Here is a 6877-nt window from a genome sequence, read left to right as displayed (position 1 = left end):
CGGATAATATCTTTGGGCAGGACTTCCATGAAGCAGGTGAAACAAGGTGGCTCGCACCCCAAATTTCGCCCGTATTGTGGGAGTCTTTTGCGTTTCTATCGACCAGTGCCTACTTTCTAAACAGCTTCCTTGTTTCCAATAGGGCGTAACTCGTTAAATACCCTTTTTATAGCACGAAGAGACTAAAGAGGCTTCATTAGGCAAACTGGAGTATGCGGCTACGGCCGGCGCGGCGCTAACTGGGAGAATAAATACCTGTGCTCAGTAACAGACATGCATGAGGTAATTCGATTAAACTGGATAGTTTGGGTTGGTATTGGGGAAAGTTGTTGGTGAGCATGATAAGGCTTTGGCACCAGTTGCTGGAATGCAATCAGTTATGGTTATGATAGTTAAAGTGGTCCGCGGCGCTGGCTTGCGCATCAGCTGGATCGGCTGGATCAGCGAAAATGGGCCGCTCGCAGTTCGAGTACCTTCGTTTTGAACCGGGACCACAGGCTTTCGGCCTAGAGGTTGTCATGTAAGCTTCCCCATGAAGTAGGCCAGTGAAAAGTAGAGGCAGAGGGTATCTTTTCCCATCCTTTTCCTGCAACCCATGAAAAAGAGTCGCTTTAATGAAGCCCAAATCATTGGCACCCTGCGCCAGCAAGGCCAGGGCCAAACCGTGGTCCAAATTTGCCGCGAACATAGCATCAGTGAGCCCACGTTTTACCAGTGGAAAAGCAAGTACGGCGGCCTGGAGCTGACCGAGTTGCAACGGCTCAAGCACTTAGAAGAAGAAAACCGCCGACTTAAGCAACTGGTGGCCGACCTGAGCCTGGAAAACCAAGTAGTTAAAGAGGTCTTGCGAAAAAAGTAGTGGCCCCGGCCGAGCGGCGGGCCGTGGCCCAGCACGCCGTGGCGCGGGGGCTGAGCCGGCGTCGGGCCTGCGCCCTGGTGGGCCTGGCGCGGGCCAGCTACGCTACGCCGCCCGGCCGGGGCGACCAAGCCGAACGGCAGGCGGCCGATACGGTGCTCGTGGACGCGCTATTGGCCTTGGTCAAACGCCACGCGGGCTGGGGCTTTTGGAAGTACTACCATCGGCTGCGCAAAGATGGGCTGCTCGTCAACCACAAGCGGGTGTGGCGGCTCTATCAGGCCCAGCGCCTGCAATTGAGCCGGCGGCGCAAAAAACGCCGCTTGCCCGAACGCGTCCGCCAGCCGCTGGCCGTGCCCGAGGCCCCAAATCAGTGCTGGTCGATGGACTTTATGAGCGATGCGTTAACCGATGGGCGGCGCTTTCGGACGCTGAACGTGGTCGAGGACTGGAATCGGGAAGTACTCGGCATCGAGGTCGACTTCTCGCTGCCCGCCGCCCGCGTCGTGCGTTTGCTCCAGACCCTAGTCGAGCGCCATGGTCCGCCTGCCCGGCTGCGCGTCGACAACGGGCCGGAATTCATTAGCCAGGCGCTGCAGGACTGGTGTGGCCCCCAAAGCATCGTACTGCAGTGGATTCAGCCCGCCAGCCCCACGCAAAATGCTTACGTGGAACGCGTCAACGGCTCGTTCCGCCGCGAATTGCTCAACGGCTACCTCTTCGCTACCTTGCAGCAAGTGCGCGAACACTGCCGCTTGTGGCAGTATGATTACAACCACCTGCGCCCGCACCAGGCGCTGCATCTTATGACCCCGACCGAATTTCGTCAAGCCGCCTGACCTCTACTTTTCGCTGGCCTACTTCATGGGGAAGCCTACAGTCATGGCACTCACCGCGGCGACCTTGCAGGCGGACGAGTAACATTAACCCCCTCTAATGGAGCATGGCCCGCTTCCTCAATTGAGAAAGCGGGCCATGATGTATTAGCACGCATATAGTATAATAGTACAGTAGCGTAGATGTCCATGCGTTACGGTTGGGCATAAACGCGAGCTGCCCCGCGCATCCCGCCCGGTAAGGCATAGGACGCTGCGGGGCAGCAGGCTTGATAAGGTTGGCGGCGACCGACTCTCCCACCGATGAAGGCAGTACCATAGGCGCTCCGGGGCTTAACGACTCTGTTCGGAATGGGAAGAGGTGAACACCCGGGCTAAAGCCACCATTATCAATTCAGCACATACCGGCGTGTTCGCACCGGTGCGGCTGTGAAATTCGACATAGAGGCAGCGTAAAAGAAAAAGTAAGCGAAGTCCGCGTTTGCACGCAGGAGCTTGTATGCTACAGAAGTGTTCGAGCCCTTAGTACCCCTCGGCTATGTCATTTCTGACTTTACACCTGGGGCCTATCAACGTCCTAGTCTCGAACGGCTCTTAAATCGGATATCTCATCTTCAGGTGAGTTTCGCACTTAGATGCTTTCAGCGCTTATCTCATCCCAGCGTCGCTACCCAGCACTGCACCTGGCGGCACAACTGGCAGACGAGCGGCTGGTCCAACTCGGTCCTCTCGTACTAAAGTCAGGTCCTGTCAAATATCCCACGCCCACCACAGATAGGGACCGAACTGTCTCACGACGTTCTGAACCCAGCTCGCGTGCCACTTTAATCGGCGAACAGCCGAACCCTTGGGACCTTCTCCAGCCCCAGGACGTGACGAGCCGACATCGAGGTGCCAAACCTCCCCGTCGATATGAGCTCTTGGGGGAGATCAGCCTGTTATCCCCGGCGTACCTTTTATCCTTTGAGCGATGGCCCTTCCATACGGAACCACCGGATCACTATATCCGTCTTTCGACCCTGCTCGGCTTGTAGGCCTCACAGTCAAGCCCGCTTCTGCTATTGCGCTCTACATCCGGTTACCAAGCGGATTGAGCGGACCTTTGAAAGCCTCCGATACTTTTTTGGAGGCGACCACCCCAGTCAAACTACCCAGCAGACACTGTCTCCGTTTCCGCAGATTAGGCACCAAACAACACAAGGGTGGTATTTCAACGGCGACTCCCCAAAACCTAGCGGCCCTGGCTCAACGTCTCCCACCTATGCTACACATGTGTTGTCCAGCGTCAATGTCAACCTATAGTAAAGGTGCACGGGGTCTTTCCGTCCCGTGGCGGGTACTCGGCATCTTCACCGAGACTACAATTTCACCGAGCTCACGGCTGAGACAGCGCCCAGATCGTTACACCATTCGTGCAGGTCGGAACTTACCCGACAAGGAATTTCGCTACCTTAGGACCGTTATAGTTACGGCCGCCGTTTACCGGGGCTTCGATTCAAACCTTCGCAGCTTGCGCCACTAAGTTCCCCTCTTAACCTTCCGGCACCGGGCAGGTGTCAGGCCTTATACGTCCGCTTACGCGTTAGCAAAGCCATGTGTTTTTGTTAAACAGTCGCCTGGGCCTTTTCACTGCGGCTTCTCGTATTGCTACGAGGAAGCGTCCCTTCTCCCGAAGTTACAGGACCATTTTGCCGAGTTCCTTGGCCGTGATTCACTCGAGCGCCTCAGGATTCTCTCCTTGACTACCTGTGTCGGTTTGCGGTACGGGTTATAAAGCAGTAAACGCTTAGCAGGTTTTCTTGGCAGTCTGATTAGGTACACTATCCCGTTGGCCGAAGCCGCAAGGTACTATCAGGTTTCAGCAAAGCCGGCGTACTTAACTACCAGCCCTATACCTACACCCTTTAACGAGCACTTCCGTCCGCTCGCGGTACTTTCACTACTGCGTCACTGCATCACTCCACTTCATAAGTGCTGGAATATCAACCAGCTGTCCATCGACGTAGCCTCTCGGCCTAGCCTTAGGTCCCGACTAACCCTGCTCCGATTAGCGTTGAGCAGGAAACCTTAGTCTATCGGCGAGGGGGTTTCGCACCCCCTTTATCGTTACTCATGCCTACATGTGCTTTTCTAGCCGCTCCAGCATACCTGACGATACACATTCACCGCTGACTAGAATGCTCCCCTACCACTTGACAATTAAATGTCAAATCCATTGCTTCGGTACCGGACTTGATGCCCGCGTATTATCGATGCCCTCTCGCTCGACCAGTGAGCTGTTACGCACTCTTTAAAGGAATGGCTGCTTCCAAGCCAACCTCCTGGCTGTCAAAGCAAGTGGACCTCCTTTGTTCAACTTAGTCCGAATTTAGGGACCTTAGCAGATGGTCTGGGTTCTTTCCCTCTCGGCCTGGGACCTTAGCACCCCAAGCCTCACTGCCGGCTATATTACATGGCATTCGGAGTTCATCAGGATTCGGTAGGCTGTGACACCCCCTAGTCCTATTGGTAGCTCTACCTCCATGTAACTCTACGCCGACGCTGTACCTAAATACATTTCGGGGAGTACGAGCTATTTCTCAGTTTGATTGGCCTTTCACCCCTACCCTCAAGTCATCCAAATCCTTTTCAACGGAAACTGGTTCGGTCCTCCAGTTGGTGTTACCCAACCTTCAACCTGCTCAAGGGTAGCTCACAAAGTTTCGCGTCTACCCCCTCTGACTCTGCGCCCTATTCAGACTCGCTTTCGCTGCGGCTCCGAACTTTCAAGTTCTTAACCTTGCCAGAGAGGAGTAACTCGTAGGCTCATTATGCAAAAGGCACGCTATCAGGCCACTAAAGTCCTCTTACTGCTTGTAGGCACACGGTTTCAGGTTCTTTTCACTCCGGTATTCCCGGTTCTTTTCACCTTTCCCTCACGGTACTAGTTCACTATCGGTCTCTCAGGAGTATGTAGCCTTAGCGGATGGTGCCGCTGGATTCAGAGGGAATTTCTCCGGTTCCCCCCTACTCAGGAATCCTCTACCGTAAATTACCAGCTCGCCTACGGGATTCTCACCCTCTATGATCGACCTTCCCATGTCGTTCGGCTAAAGTAACTTAATCAGATGTTGAGGTCCTACAACCCCGGACTGGCCGTAACCAACCCGGTTTGGGCTCCTCCCCGTTCGCTCGCCACTACTTGGGGAATCATTGTTATTTTCTTTTCCTCCGGGTACTTAGATGTTTCAGTTCCCCGGGTTTGCCCCTTTCCTCATACAAGGAAAGGCCCTAGTTCTTCAAACTAGTGGGTTGCCCCATTCGGAAATCAACGGATCAGTTGGTATGTGCCCATCCCCGTCGCTTATCGCAGCTTATCACGTCCTTCATCGCCTCTGAGAGCCTAGGCATCCCCCGTGTGCCCTTTTCTACTTCTCGTAGAGGACCTGTCCGTAGACAGATCCGGCTCGGGTGACTAACCATAGGTTAATCACTCTTGTTGCTTTCTTTTTCTTTTACTCTGTTTTCCTCTATGTCAAAGAACGTGTTCCAACTCCAATTGAGTCAGAAAAGTGAATGAAAGGAAAAGACGTTATAAGTATTCATTCTTTCGGCGAACCGAAGGGTCGAACAAGCTCCAGAAAGGAGGTGATCCAGCCGCACCTTCCGGTACGGCTACCTTGTTACGACTTAGCCCTAGTTACTTGTTCTACCCTAACTGGCTTCTTTAACGAGCACCAGCTTCAGGTCTACCAAACTTCCATGGCTTGACGGGCGGTGTGTACAAGGCCCGGGAACGTATTCACCGCGTCATTGCTGATACGCGATTACTAGTGATTCCAGCTTCACGGAGTCGAGTTGCAGACTCCGATCCGAACTGAGAACGGTTTTTTGAGATTGGCATCTAGTCACCTAGTAGCAACCCGCTGTACCGCCCATTGTAGCACGTGTGTAGCCCTAGGCGTAAGGGCCATGATGACCTGACGTCGTCCCCGCCTTCCTCACTGCTTGCGCAGGCAGTCTGTTTAGAGTCCCCATCATTACATGCTGGCAACTAAACATAGGGGTTGCGCTCGTTGCGGGACTTAACCCAACACCTCACGGCACGAGCTGACGACGGCCATGCAGCACCTTGCTTTGTGTCCCGAAGGAAAGATTCATCTCTGAATCGGTCACGCGCATTCTAGCCTAGGTAAGGTTCCTCGCGTATCATCGAATTAAACCACATGCTCCACCACTTGTGCGGGCCCCCGTCAATTCCTTTGAGTTTCACTCTTGCGAGCGTACTCCCCAGGTGGGATACTTACCGCTTTCGCTAAGCCAGTAACAGTATATCGCTACCAGCGAGTATCCATCGTTTACGGCGTGGACTACCAGGGTATCTAATCCTGTTCGCTCCCCACGCTTTCGTGCCTCAGCGTCAGTACCAGCCTAGTCAGCTGCCTACGCAATCGGGGTTCTGGAAGGTATCTATGCATTTCACCGCTACACCTTCCATTCCGCCAACCTCGTCTGGACTCAAGCTTGCCAGTATCCAGGGCAGTTCCACAGTTGAGCTGTGGGCTTTCACCCCGGACTTAACAAGCCGCCTACGCACCCTTTAAACCCAATAAATCCGGACAACGCTTGCACCCTCCGTATTACCGCGGCTGCTGGCACGGAGTTAGCCGGTGCTTATTCCTCAGGTACCGTCAGTGTACCACGCATGGTCTTTTTCTTCCCTGAGAAAAGCCGTTTACAACCCAGAAGGCCTTCATCCGGCACGCGGCATGGCTGGGTCAGACTCTCGTCCATTGCCCAATATTCCCTACTGCTGCCTCCCGTAGGAGTCTGGCCCGTATCTCAGTGCCAGTGTGGGGGATCACCCTCTCAGGTCCCCTAGGCATCGTCGCCTTGGTGGGCTATTACCCCGCCAACTAGCTAATGGTACGCAACCTCATCCTGAACCAATAAATCTTTACCAATTATGTGATGCCGTTCTGTTGGTTTATGCGGTATTAATCCGCCTTTCGGCGGGCTATCCCCCAGTTCAGGGCAGGTTGGTTACGCGTTACGCACCCGTGCGCCACTAGTGTACTCCGAAGAGAACACCCGTTCGACTTGCATGTATTAGGCCTGCCGCTAGCGTTCATCCTGAGCCAGGATCAAACTCTCCATTGTAAGATTTCTCTACACCATAGCGAACTATGGCTGATGTCAAGTGCTG

The 6877-nt window shown here is 54.1% G+C and carries 1 protein-coding gene and 3 rRNA genes; 1 reads left to right on the top strand and 3 read right to left on the bottom strand.

The features are described 5' to 3' along the window. The first annotated feature begins 595 nt into the window (after window positions 1-595). Window positions 596-1695, top strand: a protein-coding gene (locus tag BLW21_RS11445) for an IS3 family transposase (protein WP_092740127.1) whose coding sequence is annotated in 2 segments (ribosomal slippage) — window positions 596-848 and window positions 848-1695 — 1101 coding nt in all. Because the reading frame shifts where the segments join, the coding sequence is not laid out codon by codon here. Between the two features lie 273 nt (window positions 1696-1968). Here BLW21_RS11445 and rrf read toward each other — a convergent pair. From rrf to BLW21_RS11430, 3 genes are all read right to left on the bottom strand, one after another. Then, window positions 1969-2080 (bottom strand): 5S ribosomal RNA (gene rrf / locus BLW21_RS11440). A 115-nt stretch (window positions 2081-2195) separates the two neighbouring features. Beyond that, window positions 2196-5109: ribosomal RNA gene (locus tag BLW21_RS11435) — 23S ribosomal RNA — on the bottom strand. A 203-nt stretch (window positions 5110-5312) separates the two neighbouring features. Continuing rightward, a 16S ribosomal RNA gene (locus tag BLW21_RS11430) occupies window positions 5313-6831 on the bottom strand. The 16S, 23S and 5S rRNA genes sit together here, the layout of an rRNA operon. Window positions 6832-6877 lie beyond the last annotated feature (46 nt).

The organism is Hymenobacter psychrophilus, from assembly GCF_900107135.1.
GTDB lineage: Bacteria > Bacteroidota > Bacteroidia > Cytophagales > Hymenobacteraceae > Hymenobacter > Hymenobacter psychrophilus.
This window is presented reverse-complemented; position numbering and strand designations above follow the sequence as displayed.